Origin of the sequence: Vermiculatibacterium agrestimuris (genome assembly GCF_943193085.1) — a bacterium.
Lineage (GTDB): Bacteria > Bacillota > Clostridia > Oscillospirales > Oscillospiraceae > Vermiculatibacterium > Vermiculatibacterium agrestimuris.
This window is the reverse complement of record NZ_CALPCU010000001.1, coordinates 66,250-90,111: the sequence shown is the minus strand read 5'-3', so window position 1 is coordinate 90,111 and position 23,862 is coordinate 66,250. Positions and strand designations below refer to the sequence as shown.

General features: G+C 60.7%; 16 protein-coding genes. 7 read left to right on the top strand and 9 right to left on the bottom strand.

The window, feature by feature from the left end; all coding sequences use genetic code 11:
- Positions 1-34: 34 nt before the first annotated feature.
- The 9 genes from NFR87_RS00415 to NFR87_RS00375 all read right to left on the bottom strand — a co-directional run bounded on the left by NFR87_RS00415 (position 35) and on the right by NFR87_RS00375 (position 13,463).
- A complete protein-coding gene (locus tag NFR87_RS00415; protein ID WP_251444908.1) occupies positions 35-409 on the bottom strand; it encodes a TnpV protein in 375 nt (124 codons plus the stop codon).
- A gap of 12 nt (positions 410-421) precedes the next feature.
- Positions 422-1,039, bottom strand: a complete 618-nt coding sequence (locus NFR87_RS00410) for a copper amine oxidase N-terminal domain-containing protein (RefSeq protein ID WP_251444905.1) — start codon at positions 1,037-1,039, stop codon at positions 422-424.
- 224 nt (positions 1,040-1,263) lie between these two features.
- The gene (gene nrdR, locus NFR87_RS00405) at positions 1,264-1,719 is read right to left on the bottom strand and encodes a transcriptional regulator NrdR (RefSeq protein WP_251444903.1); all 456 of its coding nucleotides are present in this window, start codon (positions 1,717-1,719) and stop codon (positions 1,264-1,266) included.
- Between the two features lie 72 nt (positions 1,720-1,791).
- A complete protein-coding gene (folD, locus tag NFR87_RS00400) occupies positions 1,792-2,634 on the bottom strand; it encodes a bifunctional methylenetetrahydrofolate dehydrogenase/methenyltetrahydrofolate cyclohydrolase FolD (protein WP_251444900.1) in 843 nt (280 codons plus the stop codon).
- The gene (gene lgt / locus NFR87_RS00395; protein ID WP_251444897.1) at positions 2,621-3,598 is read right to left on the bottom strand and encodes a prolipoprotein diacylglyceryl transferase; all 978 of its coding nucleotides are present in this window, start codon (positions 3,596-3,598) and stop codon (positions 2,621-2,623) included. The genes folD and lgt overlap by 14 nt, the downstream gene beginning before the upstream one ends.
- Positions 3,595-4,875 carry an EF-P 5-aminopentanol modification-associated protein YfmH gene (gene yfmH, locus NFR87_RS00390; RefSeq protein WP_251444894.1) on the bottom strand — a complete coding sequence of 427 codons (1,281 nt, stop codon included), beginning with the start codon at positions 4,873-4,875 and terminating at the stop codon, positions 3,595-3,597. The genes lgt and yfmH overlap by 4 nt, the downstream gene beginning before the upstream one ends.
- 2 nt (positions 4,876-4,877) lie before the next feature.
- Positions 4,878-6,158, bottom strand: coding sequence for an EF-P 5-aminopentanol modification-associated protein YfmF (gene yfmF, locus NFR87_RS00385; RefSeq protein WP_251444892.1), 1,281 nt, complete (start codon positions 6,156-6,158; stop codon positions 4,878-4,880).
- A gap of 158 nt (positions 6,159-6,316) precedes the next feature.
- On the bottom strand, positions 6,317-10,123 hold the full coding sequence (locus NFR87_RS00380) for a GH36-type glycosyl hydrolase domain-containing protein (protein ID WP_251445143.1): 3,807 nt from the start codon (positions 10,121-10,123) through the stop codon (positions 6,317-6,319).
- Positions 10,107-13,463: a hypothetical protein gene (locus tag NFR87_RS00375; protein ID WP_251444889.1), complete on the bottom strand. Its 3,357-nt coding sequence runs from the start codon at positions 13,461-13,463 to the stop codon at positions 10,107-10,109. Before NFR87_RS00375 ends, NFR87_RS00380 begins: the two co-directional genes overlap by 17 nt.
- Positions 13,464-13,595: 132 nt before the next feature.
- On the opposite strand from NFR87_RS00375, the gene glpK reads away from it, so the two are divergent.
- From glpK to ppk1, 7 genes are all read left to right on the top strand, one after another.
- Complete coding sequence (glpK, locus tag NFR87_RS00370) at positions 13,596-15,083, top strand: glycerol kinase GlpK (protein WP_251444886.1); 1,488 nt, start codon at positions 13,596-13,598, stop codon at positions 15,081-15,083.
- Positions 15,084-15,158: 75 nt separating this feature from the next.
- Positions 15,159-15,443, top strand: a complete 285-nt coding sequence (locus NFR87_RS00365) for a hypothetical protein (RefSeq protein ID WP_251444883.1) — start codon at positions 15,159-15,161, stop codon at positions 15,441-15,443.
- A gap of 128 nt (positions 15,444-15,571) precedes the next feature.
- Positions 15,572-17,854 (top strand): DNA internalization-related competence protein ComEC/Rec2, encoded by a 2,283-nt coding sequence (locus tag NFR87_RS00360; protein WP_251444880.1) that lies wholly within the window; start codon positions 15,572-15,574, stop codon positions 17,852-17,854.
- Entirely contained in the window at positions 17,851-18,606 is a 756-nt protein-coding gene (locus NFR87_RS00355) for an exodeoxyribonuclease III (protein WP_251444877.1), read from the top strand. Before NFR87_RS00360 ends, NFR87_RS00355 begins: the two co-directional genes overlap by 4 nt.
- Before the next feature lie 119 nt (positions 18,607-18,725).
- A complete protein-coding gene (locus NFR87_RS00350) occupies positions 18,726-20,642 on the top strand; it encodes a S41 family peptidase (protein ID WP_251444874.1) in 1,917 nt (638 codons plus the stop codon).
- Between the two features lie 185 nt (positions 20,643-20,827).
- Positions 20,828-21,736 (top strand): Ppx/GppA phosphatase family protein, encoded by a 909-nt coding sequence (locus NFR87_RS00345; RefSeq protein ID WP_251444871.1) that lies wholly within the window; start codon positions 20,828-20,830, stop codon positions 21,734-21,736.
- Complete coding sequence (gene ppk1, locus NFR87_RS00340; protein ID WP_251444868.1) at positions 21,720-23,858, top strand: polyphosphate kinase 1; 2,139 nt, start codon at positions 21,720-21,722, stop codon at positions 23,856-23,858. Before NFR87_RS00345 ends, ppk1 begins: the two co-directional genes overlap by 17 nt.
- Positions 23,859-23,862 lie beyond the last annotated feature (4 nt).

The following is a 23,862-nucleotide window of genomic DNA, read 5'->3' as shown; positions in this document are numbered from 1 at the left end:
GGAAGGGCTGTACCGCTTGGCACAGCCCTTCCTCTTACGCATAGATGATTTCGTTATAGATAGCTTCCTCCGTAGCGTTGCGGATATTGTTCATTCTTCCTACCCACGCCATCATGTCGGCAGCTTTCAGCGCTTCTGTCGCGCCCTGCTTTTCTGCCATCTGCTTTGTCAGTCGCTCGAACATCTCCTGTGCCTGTTCCTCCACATCGGCAAGGTGGGAGTGGAGGTTCCCACTGGTAAAAAGGCTGTAGTACAACACACGACGGTGTTCCTTTAGGTATTTCCTCCGTCGTTCCCCCCATACTCCAATTGGCCGTTCTTCCTGCGGTACAAGGCTTAAATCGGGCAGAAGATAATCGCCTTGCCGGGTGTAGGTGCCGCCCATCTGCTCAAATAATGTTTTCTCCATGTTGTATCCTCCTCACTTAATCCAAACTCTTGCGGCGTTGGTATTACTGAACTCATAGCTACCGTAAGCAAAAGCTGTTCCCAAGTTATACTGTCCGAAAGAAAAATACATCGTGACCGTGTAGCCCGGATTGAGTGCCTGTGCTTCGGCGGCAAGTTGCTCCATCTCTGCGGCGAGCTCCTCAGAGCTAAAGGATTTCCACCATGTTTTGAACTCCTCCATACCAAGTTCCCCGGCGTATGTAGCGGTAAAGATTTTCTCACTGCCGTAATTGGTGACCGGCTTCTCCTTGACCGTCCATGCCGCTGCAAAGCTGTCCGTTGTGGGGCTTGCGTTGTCCTTATTCGGGCTGTTGACCATGGCAATGTTCCGCTGGCTGTCATAGCCCACTTCCAGCCCGTAGGCTTCCGCTAATGCTCTGAGCGGTGCATAAGTCGTGCCGTTGTAAGTGAACACCTCCATGGGATTTCCACTCGCATCCGTTGGTTGGAGCACCTCTCCGTTCACAAGTACCTTGATGGGATACACTGTGATGTTCCAACCGTTCCCTGCGGCAAATGCGGTCACGCCATACGCCATGATGACTGCCGCTGTCAGCAGCCCTGCCACGAACCCTTGAACTCGTTTCATAAAGAGGCCTCCAATAAGTGTATTTGCCTTTCGACACCTACAGCTTACCAGAGGTCGTTTTTCTTTGCGAATGTGCGGATAAAAATTTGAGTAGAATAGAGAAAGAGCCGAGAAGCACATTTCTGTACTTCTCGGCTCTTTTCGCCTTTGCAATGCCTTGGGGTATATGGTTTTCAGATTACTTCCTTATCCACCCTTGGCAAAACGGCGGGGCGTTTTCTATCTTATTTCTCCTGGAGCAGCTTATTCAGCTCCGCCATAAAGGTACTGATATCTTTGAACTGGCGGTAGACTGAGGCGAAGCGCACATAGGCCACCTCATCCACCTCTTTGAGGCGATCCATCACCATCTCGCCGATACGGTCAGAGGAGACCTCACGATCCATTTCGTTCTGAAGGGCCTGCTCGATCTCCTCTGCGATCTTCTCCAGTGTGCCAAAGGGCACGGGCCGCTTCTCGCAGGCCCGAATCATACCGTTGAGAAGCTTGCTGCGGTCAAAGCTCTGACGGCTGCCGTCCTTCTTGATGACGACCACCGGCAGGGATTCCATGACCTCAAAGGTGGTAAAGCGCTTGTGGCAGGCCAGGCACTCCCGCCGGCGGCGGATGCTGGTGCTGTCCTCGGCGGGCCGGGAATCCACCACCTTACTGTCCAGATGACCACAGAAAGGACACTTCATAACGCGCACACTCCTATGTAGGATTTATCTCCATTTAGATTCTACCACACAAAAGAGGAGATTTCCAGCATTTTATAGCAAATTTTGCCGCTTTTTTGCCGCCAAAAGGGTGTTCTTCATCAGAATAGCCCTGGTCATGGGCCCCACACCGCCGGGCACCGGGGTCAAATAGGCCGCCTTTTCCGCCGCGGCGGCAAAGTCCACATCGCCGCAGAGCTTGCCGTTCTCGTCCCGGTTCATGGCCACATCAATGACCGCCGCGCCCTCCTTTACCATATCCCCGGTGATAAGGCCCCGGCGGCCCACGGCGGAGACCAGGATATCCGCCTCCCGGCAAATATCGGCCAGGTTCGGGGTCTTGGAGTGGCACAGTGTAACAGTGGCATCCCGCCGCAGAAGCAAAAGGCCCATGGGCTTGCCCACAATATTGGAGCGGCCCACCACCACCGCCCGCTTTCCGGCGGGGTCAATGTGGTACTCGTCCAACAGCTCTATCACGCCCGCAGGCGTACAGGGCAAAAAGCCCTCCCGGCCAATGAGCAGGTTCCCGGCATTCATGGGATGGAAGCCGTCCACGTCCTTTTCCGGGGAAATAGCCCGGATCACTGCGTCCTCGTCCATGTGCTTTGGCAGCGGGAGCTGTACCAGGATGCCGTCGATGTCCTCCCGGCCGTTGAGGCCCTCCACCAGCTCCAGCAGTGCGCTCTGGGGCGTCTGGGCCAGAAGGTCGTACTCCTCGCTGTAAAAGCCACAAGCTTCACAGTCCTTGCGCTTGCTGGTGACATAGACCCGGGATGCGGGATCCTCCCCCACCAGCACCACCGCCAGTCCGGGACGGCGGGGCAGCTTGGCCGCCTCCAGGCGCACCCTTTCCTTGATCTTCTCTGCCAGGGCCTTCCCATCAAGTAGGGTCATCGCTGTTCTCCTCCTCCCGCAGCTCCTCCAGGATCTCCTCAGCGCTGCCCGGCGTCTCCGCCCATTCTTCCTCTGGCACCTCCGCCTCGGAAGCCGCGGCGGCCTTCATGGCTTGCATTCGGTTGGGCCACAAATCCTCCGGTGTGTGAGGACGGCACAGCTGAAATATCAGGACAGCTGTGGCCACGACGAAGATGACGATGGCCAAAACCTGGGAGACCCGCAGGCCGGTGGAGAAAAAGTACAGGCTGTCCGTGCGAAGGCCCTCGATCCAGCTCCGGCCCAGGCCGTACCAGGCCATATAGCTCAAAAAGATCTGACCGTCGAACTTCCGCCGCTTTTCCACGATAAAAATGAGAAGCAGCAATCCCAACAGGTTCCAAAGGGACTCATAGAGGAAGGTGGGATGCACCTCCATGTACTGGTAGACGCCGGTCACCGCATCGTCATAGATGCCCATGCGCCAGGGCAGGTCTGTGGGGCCGCCGTAGGCCTCCACATTGACGAAGTTCCCCCAACGGCCCACCAGCTGGCCAATGAGCATCCCGAAAGAGCCCAGATCCGCAAAGGCCAGAAAGCAGAGCTTCCGCTTTTTGCAGAATACCAACAATACCAGGATCGCGGCGATAATGCCGCCGTAAATGGCCAAACCGCCATCCCAGATACGCACCATCCGGCCAAAATCCAGACCTCCGTCGACATTGCGGTAGAGATCCAGATAAAAGATCACATAGTAGAGTCTGGCTCCGATGATACACAGGGGCACGGCGTAAATGAGCAGGTCGATGATGTCGTCCTGCTCCACGCCATAGCGGCTGGCCCTCCGGGAACAGAAGGCCACCGCCAGCAGAAAGCCCAGTGCGATGATGATGCCATACCAGTGGATAGGCCAGCCAAAGACCCGGAACGCAATATCCCTCACATTTATTTGAAATCCAAGGCCGGGAAAGACCACCGAGCTCATACCGCTCCCCCCTTTGGCTTGATCACCGCGAGAGCGGTTTTCTCCTCGGTCACCACCCGGCAGATACACGCCTCCACATTGGACTTGGAGATGGTTTCAAAGACCTCCGGGAAGGTCAGGTAGGAATAGCCGTGGAAATGGGCCGCGGACTGGCTGACGCAGAGATTCTCAAAGGAATTGAGCCCCCGCACCAGGCTGCCGTAGGCCGCCCGCTTCAGCCGGCGGAAAAGGCCCTCGTCGATCCCCTCCCGGCCAATACGCTTTGCCTCAGCCAGAACGGCCTCCCGCACGGCCTCGGGATCCCGGCTCTCGCCGCCGGCGCAGAGGAACGCCGCGCCGGGATATGCCTCGCAGCCATAGGAAAATGCCTCGTTCACCAGCCCCTCGCCGTAGAGCTTAGCATAGAGGGGGCTGGAGGTTCCCAGCAGGGCCTCGCAGGCCAGATCGCCTAAAAGCTCCCAGCGCAGCCACGCCTCTCCCTGCTCCGGGGGCGTATCCTTAAAGCCCAGCTGGAAGATAGGCGTAGAGACCGCCATCTCTTTCTCCCAGCGGCTCTGGGCCGCCCGCTCTCCCTCCGCGGGGCCGTAGTCCCGCCGCGCGGGAATATGGCCTTCCTTGGGCAGGATCTCCTGTGCAATGGCGGCGATCCGCTCCGGATCTACATCCCCTGCCACACAGAGCACCATGTTGCCCGGATCGTAGAATGCCTTATGACAGAGGTTTAGTGTCTCGGCCGTGATCTGGGCGATGGACTCTACCGTTCCAGCAATGTTTTCCTTCACCGGGTTGTGGGCATAAAGTCCCTCCAGCATCCCGTAGAAAACCTGCGTGTCCGGCTCGTCGTCCCCCATGCGGATCTCCTGGCCGATAATGCCCTGCTCCTTGTCCACGCTCTCCTGGGTGTAATAGGGAATGGAGACAAAGGAGAGGAGTATCTTCAAATTCTCCTCGAACTTCTCTGTGCTCTCAAAGTAGTACCCTGTCAGCGCCGTAGATGTGAAGGCGTTGGGAGAGGCCCCATTGGCCGCCAGATCCTGAAGGGCGTTTCCATCCTCGGTGTCAAAGGTCTTGTGCTCCAGAAAATGGGCCACCCCGGCAGGGGTGTCCAGCCATTGGCCATCCAGCTCAAAGCGCATATCCATACCACCGTAATTGGTCGCGAAAAAAGCATAGCTCTTTTGGAAGCCGGGCTTGGGAGAGACATAGATGTGCAGGCCGTTGGGCAGCTGCGTGTGGAACATCCGCTCCCCGATCCGGGAATACTTCTTCTCTTCCATACTCATCCCTCCATCCCCTTCAAAAAGTAAACCGTATCTAGGTTCAGCGCCTTCGCCGCCGCCACGGCGGCCTCAACGGAGACCTTGTCCACCGCCTGAGCCAGCTCCTGGGGGCTCTGGGTCAGTCCGGCCACAGCCTGGCTCAGCCACCAATCCTCTTGACGGCCCTGACTGTCCAGCATGGTCAGCAGTGAGCTGACGGTGTAGCGCCGGGCGCCCTCCACCTCCCAGGATTCAAACTCCCCGCGGCGGCAGGCCTCCAACTGGGCCTCGATCTCATCCTCGGCCCGCTTTACATTGCAAAACTCCACGCCGGAGGAAACGATCATCAATCCCTTATAGCGCAGCAGAGAGGAGCTGGCGTAATAACAGAGAGACAGCTTCTCCCGCACATTGAGGAACAGCTTGGAGGTGGTGGTGCCGCCAAAGAGGGCGTTGCAGAGCACCAGGGCGGGATAGTCGGGGCTTCCCGCGGTGATGCCGCCGGTGCGGAAGCCCATGGTCAGCTTTCCCTGGGCCACGTCCATGGCCTCCTCTACCCGCCGGGTCTCCTGGGCAAAGGGCAGGATCACCGTCTCCGGCACCTCATAACCGCCCTCCCGGGGCAGACCCGTCAACGCCCTTTGAAGGATAACACAGACCGCATCATGCTCCGCGGAGCCGCAGTAATAAAGCTCCAGCCGGGAATGGGCCAAAAGCTCCTGATACCGTGCCCAGGCAGACTGCGGGGTAATGGACTCCACATCGGCCTCCCGGCCCAGTCTGCCCACGCCGTAGGCCTCCTCCCGGCACATCTCCTCCACCACACGGTTCACGGCATACTGCCGCTTTTCGTTGATCTCCGCCCGGATACGGTCTACCAAATTGGCCTTCTCCTGTCGGGTGTAGTCAGGACAGAATGCCCCCTCATGGGTATAGGGCCTCAGGAGCAGCTCCCCCATAAGCTCAGCGGCCTGATCCAACACACCGCCCCCGTCTAACGTATAGGCGTCATCCAGAAAGCCGCCCAGAAAGCCCACGCACTGGATCTCCCCCTTTTTGCGCACCATGGGGTCGATGGCTCCGCCGTAGAGCTGATCCAGCGCGGCGGAGAGGGATTGAAGATCCGGATGGGCCTCGCTGCCCCGCCGCAAAAGGTACGGGATCAGGGCATTGACCGCCGCAGTCTCCTTTTTCAGTGGGGTCAGCAGGGTCATAGAGAGCAACGAGGATTTAAATTTTTTCGTGTTCACCGACGTGAGGAAAACGCCGGGCATAAGCTGTGTCCGTTTTACGGTAGCCATGGCTCCACCTTTCTTTCCGCTATACTATAGAATCGCTAAGGGGATTACAGCCCAACGCCCAGAGGGTCGTTGCGGCCATAATCGTCGAATTCGTGCAATCGCTGCCTGCGGCTATTATAGCATTATTTTCTTCCCTTGGCACCCTCTGCCATAAAAAATTAACGATTTTCCGCGGATTTTTTCCTCTTGCAGAAGATCTCCAGGCTGTGTTCCCCTTCAAGTTTTGTCAATTCAATATCCTTTACAGCTAATCCATCCAAGCGGATCTCGTCCTTCTCTCCCCAAGCGGCCCTGATATGGAGCAGACCCGACTTCGTCCTCCACCGTACCCTCCAGCCGGGCCAGGTCTCCGGAAATGCCCCATTAACTGTGATGCGTTTTTCCTTTACATCAATTCCCAAAAGGCCGTTTACCGCCGCCTGATAAAACCAACCAGCCGCTCCGGTGTACCAGCTCCAGCCGCCCCGGCCCAGATGGTCTGGGTGGGCATAGACGTCTCCCGCCAACACATAGGGCTCGGCCTTGTACTTTTCCGTGGCGTGATTGGCCGGCAGAAGGGCCCGGAGCAGCTCCCAGCCCTCCTGCGTCCACCCCGCCCTGAGACAGGCCAGCGCCAGCCAGGCGGCCGCATGGGTATACTGCCCCCCATTTTCCCGCACGCCGGGAAGGTAGCCCCGGATATAGCCCGGACGGGCCTCCCCGCTGTCAAAGGCCGGGTCAAAGAGCTTTACCAACTCTCCCTCCCGACAAAAGAGGCGCTCCACTGCGGAGCGGAGCGCCTCCTCTGCCCGCTCCCCTCCGGCCATGGCTGCCCAGCTCTGGGGAATGGAGTCGATCTGACATTCCTCCGACAACCGGCTGCCCAGGGGTGCTCCGTTATCATACCAGCCCCGAAGGTACCATTTCCCGTCCCAGGCCAGCTCCCCGCTCTTTCGCAGCTTTTCCGCCCACGTATTACACAGCGCGGCGGTCTTTTCATCCCCCTGCCGCGCTGCAAGAGGGCGGAACTTTTCCAGCGTTATAACGGCAAACCAGGTAAGCCATACGCTCTCGCCCCGGCCCTCTGCCCCCACCAGATCCATGCCGTCATTCCAGTCTCCCGTCCCTATCTTCAGCAGGCCATGCTCGCCTACGCCCCGTGCCAGGGTCTGCTCTATGGCCCGCAGGGCGTGAATATAGACGCTGTCGGTCTCTTTGGTCTCCCCGGGGACAAAATACCGCTCTCGCTCCCGCTCTCGAAGCGGCTCCCCGGACAGCCAGGGAACCTGCTCGGAGAGAAACTCCATATCGTCCCAGGTCTCCACGTAGCGGCCCAGGGCATAGGGCAGCCAGAGCAGGTCGTCGGAGATCCGGGTGCGAACGCCCCGGGCCTTCTCCCCTCCTACTTCATGCCACCAGTGCTGGACATCTCCCTGGGTGAACTGGTGTGCGCAGCAGCGCAGGATCTGCTCCCGAAGCCATTGAGGCTCAAAGGGCAGCAGCGCCAGCGTGTCCTGGAGCTGATCCCGGAATCCATACGCCCCACCGTTTTGATAGTGGGAGGTACGCCCGAACAGTCGGCAGGCGATGACCTGATAAAGGCACCAGCCGTTGAGATAGGCGTTAAAGACCCCATTGGGGGTCTCCACCCACAGGGGGCAGGTCATCTCCCGCCAGCGCTCCTGTGTGGCTCTCAGCGCTTCTTCCCATCCCCCGCCGCCGTTTCGCTGCGTTCCCTGAAGGCCGGTGGTCAGGCAAAGGGTCTGGGCAAAGCTGTAACGCGCCTCCCCTTTCCCCATCGTGATGTGCCGCAGCTCTCCCGTCCCCTGGGGCAGTTCCACCCGCAGCCACCGCTCCGCGCCTTCCCAGGGGACGAAAACGGTAGTGGACACCATCCCCGCCGGCCAGTCCTTGTCCCACCGGGCCCAGCCAAAACCGTAGGTCACCTTCACCGGCAGGCCGTCCCCGCCGGCAAAGATGCTGTGGGTCTCCCCGCCATAGGTCAGGAGAAACCATTCCGGCCCGCCGACGGCCAGAGGGTCGTTGTTCCAAGCTGTGATAGGCGTCTCACGGGCATTGCCCTGCCAGAGGTGACCGCAGCCTGTCTCATCAGTGAGGCAACCGAAGCGGGGATTGGTCAGCAAATGACTCCAGCCCAAAGGCGGTAAGGTTCCGTTCAACTGCAAAACAAAGCAGTTTTCCTCATCAAAGCGCCATTCCGGCACACCAGGCGCCACCCGGCAGGGCAGCGCGGGCGGCTGAACAGGGGCATCGGAGCGATCCCGCCAATGGGCTGTCCCGTCCAAAACCACTGCGGCCCAGTCCTCCCAAGGAGAGGGTGCCCCCTCCGGGGGCCGCTCCACCAGATGGATGCCTCCCTTCTGCCCCACCTCTCCTTCCAACCCCATGGCCTTCACCGCCTCCAAAACGCCGCTCTTCTGGGGCCGGTGGTAATCCCCTCCGTCACTGAGGAGATAGACCAGATCGAAGGAATACCCGCATCGGCTGAGCAGAGCATGAGCCTTCAGCGGAAACGGCTCTACCGGATCTCCCTGCGCAGGGGGAAGCGCCAGGGCAATGGGTACATCTCCGGATACCCCATAAGCCCAGAGGGCCGATTGCGGGGTCGCGCCATGGCCCGGAACAGGAAAGGCCAGGGCGGAGAGCAGCTCCATGACCCGCCGGCCCTCCTGGTTGGAGAAAGACAGGCTCCGCATCAGGCCATCCAACCGTCCTACACTCTGGATCGGAGCGGTGAGAACTGCCAGGGCAGTCTGTTCCGCCTTCTCTCCGCCGTCCTCCACACCCAAAGCCAGCCGCAGGTGATGCAGGCCCTTCCCACTCAGGGGAAAGCGGGCCAGCAGGCAGGGATCCACCACCGCCCCAAGAGAACCTTCGGCAGGTGTTTCCAAAGCCTGCTGAAGCCGGCTCAGTCCACCCCGTCCCAGACCCCTCTCCCGACTGGTGTCAAAGTAGGCCCCTTCCCTGTCCCACAACACGGCCAGACTCGCCCTGCGGTCTCCCTGGCGGGGTCTGCGGGTGAAGAGGACGCCCCGGTCTAACGCCCCGCTCTCCAAGGAGAGCTTGGAATAGGCCGGATGGGCCAGGTAGTCCGCGCCGCGGGCCAGCACCGGCTCCAGATAGCACACCAGCTCTCCACCGGCGGCCCCCTCCAGCTCCACAGACCACAAAGCGCCCCGCTCTCCCCGGGGAAGCGTGAGGCGCACGCTCGCCGTAAAGCCTTTTCCCTTTACCGTCCACGTCGCATCGCTTCCCGTGAAACTCCAGGAAAAGTCATCTTCTTCCGACAGCAGTGGCGCGGCGGTCAGGGCGGTAAGCACCCCCTCATCACTGCGGTAGAAAAAGCTGACTCCCGCCGGGGCATACCGCTCCCGAAAACGGGTGGAAACCGGGGTCTCGCCCCGGTCATCGATAAGGGATACGGCGCCGCTGTCCGTACACAGAGCCCAGAGAAGGCCATTGGAGAGTAAATGACAGGCGGGCCTGGCCAGATCATACCCCTCCCCTATCCGGCAAAATTGACTCTGCCGCAGTGGTTTGGGCCGTTCCATTGCCCAAGCGTTGTCCGGCCGCATCACCGGCGCACCCACAGGCACTTTCTCCTGCAAAAGCTCCCGGAAAGCGCCCATGGAGCAGTCCCGCAGGAACCGCTCCTGCATCACATTCTCTCTGAGGGTATTGTCAATGGCCACCAGGCTCATGCCCAGGTGGTGAGACATGAAGGAGCGCACTACCGCCCACCGCTCTCCCTCCTGAAGCCGTCCGGGGGTCAGATCCACCGCCTCGTAGAGGCCGTAAGTGCCCTCCAGGCCCATATCCCGCAGGCGGCGCAGGTTTCGTCCTGCGCTGGCCGGAGCCAGAAGGAGAGCCAGAAAGGAGGCGTAGGGAGCCACCACCAGCTCTCTGTCCAGGCCCCGCTTCAGGCCCAGGGACTGCACCCCGTGGGCCTTATATTGATAGGCCATACCGGGGTCGAAGGCATAAAAGCCGGATTCTGAAATACCCCAGGGGGGCTTTGGTCTTATCTCCCCGGCGTTTTTGGGCATAGATACAAAAGGAGAGGGACTCATACATCAGGCTCCCCTGTTCACAGGGCAGGAGCAGATTGGGCATAAAATACTCGAACATGGTGCCTGTCCAGGAGGCCATGCCGCAGTAGTCGTTATCCCCTACCAGTCCCCGCCCCAGGCGCCGCCAATGTCGGGGAGGCACCTCCCCCAGGGCGATGGCCAGATAGCTGGCAAGCCGGGCCTCGCTGGCCATCAGGTCATACCATCCGGAGGTGAACTCTCCCCGCTCCGCATCATAGCCGATGGTGAACAGCTTGCGCTCCCGGTCATAAAGGGGCGTCAGCGCCATTGCATCGGAGAGCGCTTCCGCCCGCCGGGCCAAAGTGCCCTCCCCCCACTCGTAGAGGGCCTCACGCAAGGCGATAAGGCATCCCCGCAGGTTGCCGCTGTCCACCGTGGAGACATACCGGGGCTGCAAAGGGGTACAGTCAGAGGTATCATACCAGTTGTACAGGTGACCCTGCCACTTTTCCAAGGTCTCCACCGTGTCCAGCATATGGGCGATCAGCTCCACTGCCTCGCTCCGGCCTGTAAGCTCCAGATCCGCGGCAGCCACACAGCTCAAAAGTGCCATGCCGATGTTGGTGGGCGAGGTGCGCCGGGCAGGGCCCAGCCAGGGCTTCTCCTGGATGTTGTCCGGGGGCAGCCAGTGATCCTCCGGCCGGAGCCAGTCCTGAAAGTAGCTCCAGATCAGCCCCGCCTGGTGAAGCAGAAAAGGCCGATCCTCTGCCGGGGCGGATTTTCTCTCCCGCACCGGCCGGGACAGCGCCCAGGCAAAAATGGGAGACGCCGCCCATACCAGGCCGATGGCCGCCCCCGCCGGAAAGCGCGCAAACACTATGGCAAAAGCCCCCACTGCCACGGCGGGCCATTGGGCCCGGAAGTCGGAGCGAAGTCCTGTTTTTTTCCGCTCCGCATCCGCCGCCGTCACCCATTCCAGCATCTTTCGGTGACTGACAAAGCTCCGCCACAGCGCAGTGCAGATGGCCGAGGCGCAGATCCAGGCATGGTAGGGCAGAAACAGGAGCTGCACCAAGGTTTGAAGGAGCATCCCACCATAGCCGGCAATGATGGTGGAGTGGTACCTTCTCCGAAGACCTGTTCCGCCCCGAAAGGCAAGCTCCGCCCCGGACAGCAGCAGATTCGACCAGGCCGACACCACCGCCAGCGCTGCCGCCGAGCCAAAGGCCGGGGCAGACAGGCACATTCCCAGCAGCAAAGCCAGCAATGTCGCCACCGGGGAGAGACTTCTGCGCAGGTTGTCAAAAAGCTTCCACTTGTCCACCGAGGCAATCGGGTTCTCCTCCAATCGCCCCGCCTCGTCCCGCACCCGGCGGCCCAGCCAGGGCAGCAGCTGCCAGTCCCCCCGCACCCAGCGGTGGAGGCGGGAATAATAACCGGTGACCCGATAGGGATAGCCGTCGGTGAGCTCTACATCCTCCAAAAGCCCCGCGTGGAGATAGGCCCCCTCCAACAGGTCGTGGGAGAGCACCCGCTCCAGGGGAAACCGGCCGTCCAGACACTGGGCAAATGCCTCCACGTCAAAGATGCCCTTGCCGGTATAGGTACCCCGATCGAACAGGTCGTGATACACGTCGCTGCAAGCTCCGCCGTAAGGATCGATGCCCCCCTGGCCGGCAAAAATGCGGGAGAACTGGGAGCGGTTCGCCGAACGCAGATCCACCCCTACCCTGGGCTGGAGAAGACCGTAGCCCTCGGTGACCACTCGCCGCTTTTTGTCCACGACGGGCCGGTTCAATGGGTGGAGCATGGCGCCCACCAGCTCCCGGGCCGTACCCACATTGAGGGCGGTGTCGGAATCCAGGGTGATCACATATTTTGTCTCCGCCAACGCCCGGCTGTCCCCGGAACGGATGCGCAATGCGGTGGGCCGGCCTCGAAGGAGCCGGATCAGCTCCAGCAGCGCGCCCCGCTTCCGCTCCCATCCCACATAGCGCTCGTCTCTGCGCTGAAAAGCCGGCTGGCGAAAAAAGAGGTAGAAGCCCCCGTCATATTTTTCATTGAGAGCGTCTATGGCCTCCTTGGCGCGCTTTACCCAGCGGCGCTCTTTCGCGCCCATGGGCGCCTCCCGGTCGGGGAGGTCAGCCAGCAGGCCGAAGCGGAGCTCGCTGCCGCAGTCCCGATTGGCAAGGCGGTAGCGTTCCAACAGTGCGGCATAGCTGTCACCACTGTGTTCATCGGTGAGAAGCCCCGCAATGACACACAACGTCCGTCCTTCAGGGGGAAGGCCCTCCTTCAGCGCCATCCGGGGCACCCCCCGGGGACGCACCAAGCGAGTGGCGCAAAAATCCACCAGATTCTTCATCAGATCCGAGGCCGGCAAAAGCAGCAGGAAAAAGAGCGCCCAACTCTCTGCCTGAAAGCCCTGCCACAGAGCCAGGGACAGCGTGGGCAGCAGGATACAGGCCACGTACAAGGCCCCAGAGGGCCCCTTCTCCGTCTCTCCCAAGGGCCGCCGAAAGAGAAACCAGCCGATGTGCCGCTCCTCCCTGTCTCCACGCTCCGCCAGAGTTAAGGCTTTGTGGGCGGCCTCCACCTCCGTCATGTTGTGCTTTCTGGCCAGAAGGCAGACCTGGCGGCGGTAGCGGGAGCGGGTGGCCTCGTCCATCTGTCCATAGAGCCCCGCCGGATCCCGGAGGAGGGTCTGTTCCACCGGGCTGGATGTCTCCAGCAGAGGCCCCAGGTTGGCGGTAGACAGCGTCCGCAGGCCGGTGAAGATCCCCTCCATGGCCTCAGCAAGGCCCGGCGCCTCGCTCTGCTCCTCCAGAGCGCCGCAGTACTCCGCCAAACGCAGGCACAGCGCGCCCCGCAGGGCGGGAACAAAGAGGGACAGCTCCTCCTCAGTGAGAGGCCGGGTCTCCTGCACTCCCGCCAGATACGCCGCCAGCTCCTCCACTCCTGCCTTGGGCGCGGCCTGGGCCAACGCGGCGGTCAGGGCCTCCAGACGCGTCTCCTTCCCCGTCCAGGTCAGGCGTTTTCCCCGCTTCAGCTCCTGCTCTGCCGTTTTTCCCTCCCGCTGCGCCAAATAGGCGTTATCCAACAGCCATTCCACCGCCACCGGGAGCCGTTCCCACTCCCTGGCGCTCAGCTTCAGCCGGGTCTTTTCAATGCGTTTCAGCGCCCGGCGAAGCGCGCCGGCCATTCCACGGCCGGATCGGCAACCTTCTATGATAAGGCTTCCCGCCCGCTCTCGCCCCAGCTCTAAAAGCCCCATGATCTGTGCCCCCTTCCATCTCTCCCCAGTTTTGACAGCGGGGCCGCTTTTCATACAAAGGGCAAATACACTTGCTTTTCCGTCAGAAAAAAGCGATAATAGTCTATATCTTTCTTGCCGGGAGGGCTCTCTATGGGAAAATACATCCTCACATTGGATCAGGGCACCACCAGTTCCCGCGCCATCCTCTTCGACCGGGCCCAAAACCTGGTGAGCACCGCCCAGAAGGAACTGCGCCAGATCTACCCCAGAGAGGGCTGGGTGGAGCACGACCCCATGGAGATCTGGGCCTCCCAGTACGCGGTGATGATGGAGGTACTGGCCCAGTCCGGAGTAAAGCCCCGGGATGTAGCCGCCATCGGCGTGGCCAACCAGCGGGAGACCACCGTTGTGTGGGAGCGGGCTACCGGCGTGCCCGTATACAACGCCATCTGCTGGCAGTGCCGCCGGACGGCGGAAGAGGTCGACCGGCTAAAGGCCGACGGCCTGACAGGCCACATCCGCAAAACCACCGGGCTGTTACCCGACGCCTACTTTTCCGCCACCAAGCTGAAATGGATCCTGGACAAAATCGACCCCCGGCGGGAGCGGGCCCGGCGGGGAGAGCTTCTCTTCGGCACGGTGGACTGTTGGCTGGTGTGGAAGCTCACCGACGGCGCCGTTCATGTCACCGACGCCACCAACGCCTCCCGCACCATGCTCTACGACATTCACCGGGGCTGCTGGGACGACACACTCCTCCAGGCTCTGGACATTCCCCGGGAGATCCTCCCTCAGGTGGTGGAGTGCAGCGGCGTGATAGGTCACGCCGATATTTCCGGGATTAGGATCCCCATTGCCGGTATGGCGGGAGACCAGCAGGCCGCCCTCTTCGGCCAGGCCTGCTTCGCCCCCGGCGAGGCTAAAAACACATACGGCACCGGCTGTTTTCTGCTAATGAATACGGGAACGACTCCCTGCGAGAGCCGTAACGGCCTGCTCACCACCATCGCCATGGCCCGAAACGGCACGGTACAGTATGCTTTGGAGGGCTCCGCCTTCACTGGAGGGGCCGTGATCCAGTGGCTCCGGGACGAACTGGGTCTGCTCACCGAGGCCTCGGAGGCCGAGACCGTCGCCGCATCCGTCCCCGACACCGGCGGGGTCTATCTGGTGCCCGCCTTTACCGGGTTGGGCGCGCCCCACTGGGACATGTATGCCAGGGGCTGTCTGGTGGGGCTCACCCGCGGCACCAATCGGGCCCACATCGTCCGGGCAGCCCAGGAATCCATCGCCTACCAGGTGCGGGATCTGGTGAGCGCTATGGAGAAGGACACCGGCCTTCCGCTCACCAACCTCAGCGCCGACGGCGGTGCCAGCCGGGACGGCTTCCTCCTCCAGTTCCAGGCCGACATATTGGGTCAAAGCGTCCGCCGCCCTGTTGTGCGGGAGACCACTGCTTTGGGCTCGGCCTGTCTGGCGGGTCTGGCGGTGGGTTTCTGGCGGGACACCGATGAACTGCGCCAGCTCTGGCGGCAGGACGCCATTTTTACCCCTCAGATCGAGCGCGGTCGCAGAGAAACGCTCCTGGCCGGCTGGCATAAGGCGGTAAACCGCAGTCTGGATTGGGCGGAGCGGTAAGCACCATTCCACCCCCCTCCTCATAGGATGGGTTGTGGCAAAGGCCACCACATTTCAAACGGAGGGATCTTATTCATGTTTTGTTGTGGTTCCTGCGGCAGCTCTTGCGGCTGCGGCAGTTCTTGTGGTTGCGGTGGTTCCTGTGGCTGCGGCTGCGGTTGCGGCTGCGATACGGACAACGGCATTACCACTCTGCCCATCTTCCCCGATAGCCCCGTCTTTTCCGGGCTCTCCCAGTTCCCCGTCTATGTCTCCTACCCCGCCTTCTACGCCGGGGAGAGCGCTATCAACGGTGCCAACCAGGCCATTTTTACTGTCAACGGCACCACTTCCACCGCGGCCCGTATTTTCCGGGTCTGAGCCCCAATGCCGCCCTCTCGGGCGGCTTACATCCCCTCCTTTCAAATGTGAGCTTGAATTCCGTTCCTCCTGCTTTTATCCGCCTTTTGAGGTGATCTTCATGGATTACAAAAGAATCGGCAACGCCCATGCGTAAGCTGTGCTGGCTGACCTGCGCTTTTTCAGCGGCGGTCTTTCTGTCGGTCTATCTTCTGCCGGAGTCCCTCGGACTTCCGGCAGGGTTTTTGTGCGCCCTGGGCGGTCTCCTCTCCCTTCTACTCCCCAGAGGGGCCCGTCAAAGGGCCGCCCTTTTGGCCGCCGGACTGGCCGCGGGCTTTTTGTGGACAGGCCTCTATGCCCACTTTGTCCGCGCTCCCGCCCACGCTCTGGCAGATATATCCCAACCACCCTTTGCCATGACGGTCTTGGACTTCCCCACTCCCACCAGCCGGGGCGCTTCCCTTCCTGTACGGCTGGGAGAAGGCTCCACCAAAGTACAGCTCTATGCGGGAGCGGAGGCGCTGGAGTTTAGGCCGGGAGATAAGATTTACGGCGCCATACACCTTTCCCCCTCCGACTTTCTCCGGGGCGAGAGCGTAGACTACTATCAGTCCAAAGGTATCTATCTGCTGGGCTATGCCCAGGAGGAGCCGACCTTGATCCAGCGGCCGGAACACATCCCGCCCCGATTTTGGCCCCAGTACGCCGCCCATGAACTGAAGGCTTCTGTAGCCCGCCTTTTCCCAGCAGATATAGCCGGTTTTGTCACCGCGCTCATCACCGGGGACAAATCCGCTCTGCCCACCGGGCTCTATTCCGCCTTTCAGCGATCCGGCATTTCCCATATAGTTGCGGTATCCGGCCTCCATATCAGCTTTTTGGCGGCTATGATGGCTCTGCTTTTGGGTAAAATGAACCGCCGCTCCGCTATCCTCACCATTCTGATCGTCTATTTTTTCGCCGCCCTGGCGGGAAATTCCCCCTCCGCCCTTCGAGCCGCTTTCATGTGTTCTTTTCCTCTGCTGGCTCCCTTGCTCAATCGGGAGGAGGATCGTCCCACCGCTCTGTGCACCGTCCTGGCGCTGCTCCTGCTCCATTGTCCCTATGCCGCCTCCAGCGTCAGCTTACAGCTCTCCTTCGCCGCTGTTGCCGGTATCTATCTCATCACCACACCGCTGAGTCAGCGGTGGCATAGGGCCGTCCCAAAATGGGACAAGCTCCCCGGCTCTCTGGCAGGCAAGGTTCTGCTTTATTGCGTGGATTCCCTTGCCGTCACGCTGGGCGCGCTCCTCTTCACCACTCCTCTGGCCGCGCTTCATTTCCATTCAGTCTCTCTTGTAGGGCCATTGACCAACCTGCTCACACTGTGGGCGGTGTCCGACGTGTTTTTAAGCGGGCTTCTGGCCGCTCTTTTGGGCCTGTGTTTTCCCGGTGCGGCGGCCATCCTGGCCTGGATCTCCGCCTGGCCCGCCCGATGGGTGATCTTTATCGTAAAAGCCTTCTCCCGCTTACCCTTCGCCTCCATTCCCCTCACCTCAATCTATCTGCTGGGTTGGTTCCTGATCGCCTATGCCATAGCGCTTCTGTACCTCTTCTCCCGGCGGAGGCTGCGCCCCACCGTTTGCGTCATCACCCTGCTTCCCACCCTCTGCGCCGCCTTGATGATGAATGTCTATCCCACCCTCACCGGAGCTCTCACTGTGGCCGCTCTGGACGTGGGGCAGGGTGCCTCCACTCTCTTCTATTCCAGGGGACACGCCGTACTCGTGGACTGTGGCGGCAACAGCTGGGACGATCCCGGCGATGTGGCCGCAGATTACCTACAGTCCTTGGGTTCATCCCACCTGGACGCTCTGATACTCACCCACTACCACAGCGATCACACCTGCGGCGTAGCGGAGCTTCTCTCCCGGATCGATGTGTCCCTCATCATCGCTCCCGATGTGACCCCGGAGGATCCCCTTCGCCAGGAGATCCTGGCTTTGGCAAAAGAGCACGGCTGCTCCGTAGAACTTCTTTTGGAGGATGCCGCCATTTCATTTGGCGATGCCCTTCTCTCCATCTACGAGCCCTTGGGCAAGGGCAGCGCCAACGAGGAGGGCCTGTCCGTTCTGTGCACCGTCGGCTCCTTCGACGTGCTGATCACCGGAGATATGGACGCGGTAGTGGAGCGCAGGCTTGTAAAGTATAAAAGCTTGCCGGACATTGAACTGCTTGTGGTGGGCCATCACGGCTCCAAAAACGCCACATCGGAAGAACTGCTCCTGGCTGTCGCACCGGAGCGGGCCGTCATCTCTTCCGGGTACAACTCCTACGGCCACCCGGCTCTGGAGGCCATGGAGCGGCTGGGCGCCGCCGGCTGTGAGATCTACCGCACTGACCTGATGGGTACGGCAAGCTTTATCATTCAAAAGGAGGAACAGATGCAATGAAATTTGTCTCGTGGAATGTTAACGGCCTGCGGGCCTGCCTGAAAAAGGGCTTTTTAGAAAGCTTTTTCGCCTTGGATGCCGACGTATTCTGCCTGCAGGAGACCAAAATGGAGGCCCATCAGGCAGAGTTTGACCTGCCTGGTTACCAAATGTATTGGAACTCCGCCCAGAAGAAGGGCTACTCCGGCACCGCCGTTTTCACCCGTTTGACGCCCCTGCGCGTATCCTACGATATTGGTGATGACGACCATGTAGGAGAGGGCCGCTCCATCACCCTGGAGTTTGAGGATTTCTATCTTGTCACCGTCTACACACCCAACGCGCAGGACGGGCTGAAACGGCTGGACTACCGCATGGCCTGGGAAGACGCCTTCCGGGCCTACCTCCTCGCCCTGGACGAGAAAAAGCCGGTGGTCGTCTGCGGCGATCTGAACGTGGCACACGAGGAGATCGACCTGAAAAATCCGAAAAGCAATCACTTAAATCCCGGTTTTTCTGATCAGGAGCGGGAAAAATTCTCCCAGCTTCTGGCCGCCGGCTTCACCGACACCTTCCGTTATTTGAATCCCGGCCTGACAGGAGCCTACTCCTGGTGGAGCTACCGTTTTCACGCCAGGGAAAATAATGCCGGATGGCGCATCGACTACTTCCTCATCTCCCATCGGCTGCGGGATCGGCTCACTGACGCCGCCATCCACACCGACATTTACGGCAGCGACCATTGTCCTGTTTCCATCCGGCTGGATGTTTGACTGTCTTGGAGGCAGAAAATTAACAAATAGGTGACAAAATGCCGCCGGGGATTGTGCCCGGCGGCATTTTGGATTATGATATTAAAATGAACGTATCCTTCTCTTGGAGGCACAAGCCTATGAATCGACATATTGCTTCCCGTCTCACCGCCGCGGCGCTTGCCCTTTCCCTGCTGGCCCTTCCCGCCGCACAGGCCCTCACGCCCAAGCAGGCGGCGCAGCTCCTCCAGACCTATTACATCGATGAGGTGCCTCAGTCCGTTTTGGAACAGCCCACTATCGAGGATATGCTGGCAGCCCTGGGGGATCCCTATACGGAGTATTTCACCGCCGAGGACTACGCCGCTTTTGCCGCCACCATGCAGGACTCCACCCTGGTCGGCGTCGGCATTTCCTACTCCCACACCGAAAACGGGCTTCTGCTCGGCGGCGTTATGGCGGACTCCCCCGCCGAGGCAGGCGGGCTCCAGGCCGGCGATATTATTGTGGCGGTGGACGGTCAGGATGTTCTGAAAGAGCCGGACGAGGACGTGATCTCCGACTGGTTCAAGGGCGAGGTGGGCTCCAAGGTGCAGGTCACCTATCTGCGCGGCGGCGCCCGGCGCACTGTCACCCTCACCCGGAACATCGTAGTCGTCCCTGCCACCAGCAGCGACCTTCTGGCCGGCCACATCGGCTACATCGACTGTGATACCTTCGGTGAGGAGACCTATGGCCATTTCCGGGACGCCATTGACGCTTACGGCGCCGAAGCCGATGTGTGGATCGTAGATCTCCGCACCAACCTGGGCGGCGCCACCGACGCTGCCGTGGACTCCGCCGGCCTCTTCATCGGCGAGGGCGACCTTCTCTACTTCCGGGACGGAGTCGGAAACTATGAGTATCACCCCTACGAAAACGACGCCGCCACTGACGCCCCCGTCATCGTGCTGGTAGATCAGAATACCGCCAGCGCGGCGGAGATCTTCACCGCCGCCATTCAATCCTATAGCCGGGGCCTCATCATCGGAGGCCGCACTTACGGTAAGGGCGTGGCGCAAACCGTGCTGACCAAACGCTCCTTCCCCAGATTCTTCGCCGACGGAGACGCCCTCAAGATCACCTCTCACCGCTTCTTTTCTCCCGCCGGCAATACTACCGACCAGATCGGCGTGATCCCCGATCTGCTGATGGACGAACGCCTGGCCGCTGACGTGGCTCTTCTGCTGGCGGACAGCGTCCCTCGACAGGGGGACGACACCCTTCAGATCGATCTGGGCGGCGCCCTTTGGCAGCTCAACCTGACAACCGCCGCCCAGGAGACTCCCGAGGCGCTATTGGCCCTGCTGGAAGCCCTTCCCATTTCCGCCGGAGTGTGGCTGAGCAAGGGAGACAACAACTGGCTGGACGCCACCGCCGTCCAGGCCGGCGCTCAGGTCGGGCTGGAGGTGGAGGCTCCCCTTTTCACCGATCACGACCAGTCCCGGTATGCCGAGGCCCTCAGCATTTTGAAGACCTATGATATGCTTCAGGGCGTAGGCGACGGCAGTTATCACCCGGCGGACACCCTGACCCGGGCTGAGCTGTGCCAGATTCTTGCCTCCGCCCTTAATTGCGTCATACCTGAAAATCCAAGCCCTTATACCGACGTCTCTGACGACGCCTGGTACGCCCCTGCCGTCATCGCCGTGAGCAATATGGGGCTGGTAAAGGGCATTGGTCACGACCTGTTTCTGCCGGAGGAGCCCATCGACCACCAACAGTTCATCACCGTCATGGGCCGTCTGGCCCAGCGGCTCAATATGTTCCTCTATGAGGACAGTGCCGCCATGCCAAGCAGCGCTTTGGAAAGTGAAGCGTTGGCGGGCTATGACGGCTGGGCCAAGTCCTCGGTCTGGCTCCTGGCGGAGAGCCAGGAAGGCTATTTCGGCAATTCCCTGAATCTGCTGTGGGACGATCCGGCAAATATCGTCTCCACCCAGCCCACCACACGGGATGAAGCGGCTTACCTCCTCTACCGTCTGCTCACCTACACCGAGATCCTGCCTCCCACATAAGCATGGCCAGAGAAGCAAAGAGCGCCAGGCCCCTGTAAAGAACATTTGGAATACCCGCATGATACTTCCGTGTCATGCGGGTATTCTTTGCAGCGTTTTTTCATTTTTGGCGCTATAACGTTGTTTTTTCCGCTGCGGTGCATAAAATACCCCTGACCAAAGGCTTTGCCAAGGAGGAAATGGATATGCCCAACTGCGGCGTGGTGGATGTAGGCTCCAATACCGTGCGTCTTTCCATCTACCGGTATGAAAACGGTGGCTTCAAGCTCCTGCTTGGGAAAAAAGAGACCGTTGGACTGGCCGGCTATGTGAAAAACGGCGTCCTCTCCCCCGCGGGGATCCAGGAGGCCTGCCAGGTCATCGCCCAGTTCCAGAACTTGCTGCGGAACCTGGGCGTGGAGGAGCTCCACATTTTTGCCACAGCCTCTCTGCGCAACATCGTCAATACCGACGAAGCTCTCTCCGCCATCTGGGGCGCCACCGGTGCGGAGATCGAGGTCATCTCCGGCGCGGAGGAGGCCGCTTTGTCCTACCTGGGCGCCCTCTGGGGCGCCCCTGAGACCGCCGATCCCGGCCTGCTCTCCGACATCGGCGGCGGCTCCACCGAGCTGGTGGTCTGCGAGGACGGGAACATCCGCTCCGCCGTCAGTTTGCCCCTGGGCTCTCTGTCCCTCTTCACCCAATATGTAGAGGGAATATTCCCCACTGCCGGAGAGGCCAAGATCATCCGCCGCCATGTGGCGGATGCGCTCTCCCGCGTAGAGGCCACCCCCTGCACCCATCTGCGGGGAGTGGGCGGCACCATCCGCGCCGCCGGAAAGCTCTGTGGCCTGAAGCCGGGCCAGGCTCTTGCCGCCCAGGATATCCGGGCACTCTGCCGCAGGTTGAAAAAGGGGGATAGTGAAACGCTTCGAGATGTGCTTCGCATCTCCCCTGACCGGATCCACACCCTTCTGCCTGGTCTCATCATCCTGCGGGAGATTGTCAAGACTTTCTCCGTGGAAACGGTCGACGTCAGTCTCCAGGGGGTGCGGGAAGGTTATCTCCTGTCCCGGGTCTTGGGAAAGGAGGCGCCCTATGTCCAAGGGGAATGAGGTGGACACCCGGTATACCCAGGAACGGGAGCTGTCCTGGCTGCGCTTCAACCAGCGGGTTATGGAAGAGGCCTGGGACGAGAGCGTCCCTCTCTTCGAGCGGCTGAAATTTGCCGCTATTTTTACCAGTAATTTAGAAGAATTTTTCATGGTTCGGGTTGGAAGTATCGGGGACATGGCGCTCATACGCCCGAATCACGTGGACAGCAAGAGCGGTCTCACCCCCGCCCGGCAGCTCTCCCTCATCCTTCAGGCCGTCCGGCCCCTCTATCACCGCCGGGACAAACTGGTGGCCGAGCTGGAAAAACGCCTGCGCGCCTGCAATATCTGCCGGCTCTCTCCCCAGGAGCTGAGCCAGCGGGAACGGCGGCAGACCGAACGGTTCTTCCGGGATTGTGCGGGGCCTATCCTCTCCCCTCTGGTGGTAGACAGCCATCACCCCTTCCCCCACCTGCCCAGCGGCCAGCTTACCATCGTCCTTTCCCTGCGCCGGGAGGGCCGGGAGCATCTAGGGCTGGTGCCTGTCCCAAAGGCGCTGCCTTCGTTTTTGGTGCTGGAGGAGCCAGGTCTTCGCTATGTGCTCATTGAGCAGATCATCCTCTCCCATGCCTATGCGCTCTTTGAGGGCTATACGGTCACCTCTCAGGCTGTGATCGCGGTGACCCGCAACGCCGACCTGCCCCCGGAGGACGAAGATAGCGAGACGGAAGAGGACTTCCGCGCCCATATGAAAAAGCTCTTAAAAAAACGCTCCCGTCTTTCTCCCGTGCGCCTGGAGCTTCAGGGAAACCTGGACGAGGCCGCCCTGTCCCACCTCCAAAGCCGCCTTGGGCTGGAGGCGGCCCGGGTCTTCCATTCCAAAGCCCCCCTGTCTCTGCGCTATGTCTATGCGCTGGAAGATCGGCTGCCCAAAGAGAGCGCCGCCGCTTTGTGCTATCCTCCCTTTGCCCCCTGCTGGCCCAGCGCCCTTTCCCAGAAGGAGCCCATCATCCCTCAGCTCCTCCGTCAGGACGTTCTGCTCTACTACCCCTACCACTCCATGGAGCCCTTCCTCCGCCTGGTGCGGGAGGCCTCCGCCGACCCCCAGGTGCTGTCCATCAAGATCACGATTTACAGGCTGGCCTCCAAGACCAAACTGGTAGAATACCTTGCCGCGGCAGCAGAAAACGGCAAAGACGTCACCGTTCTCCTGGAGCTTCAGGCCCGGTTCGACGAGCAGAACAACATCCGCTGGGCAGAGCGGCTGGAGGAGGCGGGCTGCACACTCATCTACGGCGCTGAGGGCTTCAAGGTCCACTCCAAAATCTGTCTCATCACCCGCCGGGACCGGAGCGCCATTCAATACATCACCCAGATCGGCACGGGCAATTACAACGAAAAGACCGCCCGGCAGTATACCGATCTGTGCCTGATGACCGCCCACCCCGGCCTGGGCTCTGACGCCGCCGCTTTCTTCCAAGACCTGGCCACAGGAAATCTGGCGGGCGAATACCAATATCTCCTGGCCGCTCCCCACAGCCTGCGTCCCGGCCTCATCGGCCTTATAGATGGAGAGATCGCCAAAGGCAGCGAGGGGTTCCTCTTCTGCAAGGTCAACTCCGTCACCGACCGGGCACTCATCGACAAGCTCTCCCAGGCCAGTCAGGCGGGCGTGAGGATCCTGCTGAATGTCCGGGGTGTGTGCTGTCTCCGCCCCGGCATAAAGGATCTGACCGACAACATCCGTATCTTCTCCATCGTGGGCCGGTTTTTGGAGCACGCCCGCATCTTTGTCTTTGGCAAGGGAGAGGACGCCAAAATATACCTCTCCTCGGCAGACTTTATGACCCGAAACACCCAGCGGCGAGTAGAACTGGCCTGTCCGGTGCTGGATGAGGCCGTTCGGCGGCAGCTCTCCCGTTATATCGAGCTTCTCTGCGCCGACAATATGAGGGCTCGGGAGCTGGACGATACCGGGGAGTGGCTTTTCCCTATCCGCCATCCCGGTGCGGAACCTCTGGACGCCCAGGCCGCCCTTCTAAGCGAGGCCGCCCAGCCGCCGTCCCTGCCGGCCCGCCCTCAAGGAGATCAGGATATCTCCGGCTTTTGGGGCTGGTTAAAAAAGAAACTGGAATGGGAGTGAACCC

Coding starts and splice junctions, on each gene's coding strand:
- NFR87_RS00415 (WP_251444908.1), bottom strand. CDS start 409: ATGGAGAAAACATTATTTGAGCAGATGGGCGGCACCTACACCCGGCAA.
- NFR87_RS00410 (WP_251444905.1), bottom strand. CDS start 1,039: ATGAAACGAGTTCAAGGGTTCGTGGCAGGGCTGCTGACAGCGGCAGTC.
- nrdR (WP_251444903.1), bottom strand. CDS start 1,719: ATGAAGTGTCCTTTCTGTGGTCATCTGGACAGTAAGGTGGTGGATTCC.
- folD (WP_251444900.1), bottom strand. CDS start 2,634: ATGACCCTACTTGATGGGAAGGCCCTGGCAGAGAAGATCAAGGAAAGG.
- lgt (WP_251444897.1), bottom strand. CDS start 3,598: ATGAGCTCGGTGGTCTTTCCCGGCCTTGGATTTCAAATAAATGTGAGG.
- yfmH (WP_251444894.1), bottom strand. CDS start 4,875: ATGGAAGAGAAGAAGTATTCCCGGATCGGGGAGCGGATGTTCCACACG.
- yfmF (WP_251444892.1), bottom strand. CDS start 6,158: ATGGCTACCGTAAAACGGACACAGCTTATGCCCGGCGTTTTCCTCACG.
- NFR87_RS00380 (WP_251445143.1), bottom strand. CDS start 10,123: ATGGCCTATCAATATAAGGCCCACGGGGTGCAGTCCCTGGGCCTGAAG.
- NFR87_RS00375 (WP_251444889.1), bottom strand. CDS start 13,463: ATGGGGCTTTTAGAGCTGGGGCGAGAGCGGGCGGGAAGCCTTATCATA.
- glpK (WP_251444886.1), top strand. CDS start 13,596: ATGGGAAAATACATCCTCACATTGGATCAGGGCACCACCAGTTCCCGC.
- NFR87_RS00365 (WP_251444883.1), top strand. CDS start 15,159: ATGTTTTGTTGTGGTTCCTGCGGCAGCTCTTGCGGCTGCGGCAGTTCT.
- NFR87_RS00360 (WP_251444880.1), top strand. CDS start 15,572: ATGCGTAAGCTGTGCTGGCTGACCTGCGCTTTTTCAGCGGCGGTCTTT.
- NFR87_RS00355 (WP_251444877.1), top strand. CDS start 17,851: ATGAAATTTGTCTCGTGGAATGTTAACGGCCTGCGGGCCTGCCTGAAA.
- NFR87_RS00350 (WP_251444874.1), top strand. CDS start 18,726: ATGAATCGACATATTGCTTCCCGTCTCACCGCCGCGGCGCTTGCCCTT.
- NFR87_RS00345 (WP_251444871.1), top strand. CDS start 20,828: ATGCCCAACTGCGGCGTGGTGGATGTAGGCTCCAATACCGTGCGTCTT.
- ppk1 (WP_251444868.1), top strand. CDS start 21,720: ATGTCCAAGGGGAATGAGGTGGACACCCGGTATACCCAGGAACGGGAG.